General features: G+C 56.4%; 2 protein-coding genes. Both read left to right on the plus strand.

Annotation, left to right across the window (positions count from 1 at the left end):
- Positions 1-54 precede the first annotated feature (54 nt).
- The gene (locus tag AC1D1Z_RS37065) at positions 55-867 is read left to right on the plus strand and encodes a hypothetical protein (RefSeq protein ID WP_017969055.1); all 813 of its coding nucleotides are present in this window, start codon (positions 55-57) and stop codon (positions 865-867) included.
- Positions 868-1,023: 156 nt separating this feature from the next.
- Positions 1,024-1,749, plus strand: a 726-nt coding sequence (locus AC1D1Z_RS37070; RefSeq protein ID WP_477853795.1) for an ATP-dependent DNA ligase, incomplete at its 3' end; no start/stop codon positions are given.

The raw sequence follows: 1,749 nt of genomic DNA on the forward strand, positions 1-1,749 counted from the left end.
ATTCAAACCAGAGCAGATGAGCATTGGGCAACGTAGGGTGCGCATGCAGCTGGCATGACGGTCTACAATGAGTTTCTGCGTCCGGACGAAGTCATCAAAATAGTTTCGAATCTTACTGTCGATGATGAGGCTTTCATCGTCGGTGGACAGGCGACATTTCTTTGGGCTGGCTTCTACGAAACTGTGCAGCCCGAGCTCGAAAAGTACAAACCATTCACGAGTAAAGACATCGATTACTATGGCGGTGTGCAAGCGGCCGAAAAATTAGCGGAAGCCATCGGTGGCACCGTCAAGACACCTGACAAAGACAGTATGAATTCGCCAAGTACCGCAATTGTCGAAGCGAATATGAACGGCCGTCCAATTATCGTGGACTTCCTCCATGACATCATTGGTGTCAAACGAGAGGAATTTCGAAACGGCGTAACCACCATCATGCTTCGAAGCGAAGACGGCTCCACCATAGAGGTGGCGGTGATGCACCCTGTGCTGTGCCTGAAAAGCCGTATCGGCAACATTATGAGCCCGGCGACACAACGACGCGATGAGATCGCAATCCGTCAGATAAATGCCGCATGGTGGGTTGTCCGGACTTATATCGACGACGCCCTCGAAGACAACGACCACAAAGAAGCGGTCCATTGCCTATCAGATCTGTTTTGCTTCCTGAGAAGCCATCAGTTTGGCCGGAATGCTCACGACGTCACGGGTACCGACGTCCTCGACATACTCAAACATTTCGTGGACGACACAAGGCTAGACGAGCGATGGCGGAAGCGAACATTAATACCGGCAATCGAGAAGATTGAAAGCAGGCGGGAAGCGCGCGCGAGGCGAGCAACCGGAGGAATGGGAATATTATCCTGAACATTAGAAATCAGCAGAATGCCGATGAGAATCAGCGCAGTAGCAGCCCGCGGATTTTTTTCCGAGCGTTTGCGAGCGCTACTCCCTTTGTGTGAATTGCGGGGACAAGTCGATATCGTCACAGTGTCTTTAAGATTTTTCTGCTGAACTGTCGGCATGCCGAAGCCTCCGAGATCAAAACCCCTCCTTCGTGACACCGAGGCCCCGATCCGTTCCCGGCCGCGAGGCAAGCGAAATCCAGCCCAGCCACAGCTCCCTTTCGATCCCATGCCTGAGCGCGTCGAGCCGGCGCTGGCGGAGTTGAAGTCCCGTCCCCCAAAGGGAAGCGCGTGGAGCTGGGAGCTGAAATGGGATGGCTATCGCCTCGCGGTTCATATCGAGCCCCAAGGGATCCGGATCCTCACCCGCGGCGGCCATGACTGGACGCACCGGTTTCCGGCCATAGAGCAGGCCGCCCGAGCGCTCGGGCCGGCGACGATGATCATCGACGGCGAAGCAGTCGTGCTCGACGAAGAGGGCCGGCCGGATTTCGGGCTGCTGCAGCAATCGCTGGGCGCATCCGGCAAACAAGCTGGCAACCGTGCCTCCAACGCCGTCCTCTACGCTTTCGATCTTATCTACCTTGATGGCCACGATCTGCGCGGTGTCGAATACCGGTCCCGCCGACACCTTCTCGAGGACACGTTAAACGGTCCAAGGAATGACCAGGTCGGCGCCGTCAGGCTATCGGAAACACTTGATGCCGAACCGACTGTCCTGCTTGAGCATGTCTGCCGCCTCGGCCTGGAAGGCATCGTCGGCAAGCACCTCGACCGGCCCTATCGTTCCGGCCGGACCGGGGATTGGGTGAAAGTCAAATGCGTCCAGAGCGAGGCCTTCTTC

This window comes from Rhizobium sp. P1_E1 (assembly GCF_056406015.1).

Bases quoted from the DNA above. Each gene is read 5' to 3' on its own strand.
- AC1D1Z_RS37065 (WP_017969055.1), top strand. From the start codon at position 55: ATGACGGTCTACAATGAGTTTCTGCGTCCGGACGAAGTCATCAAAATA.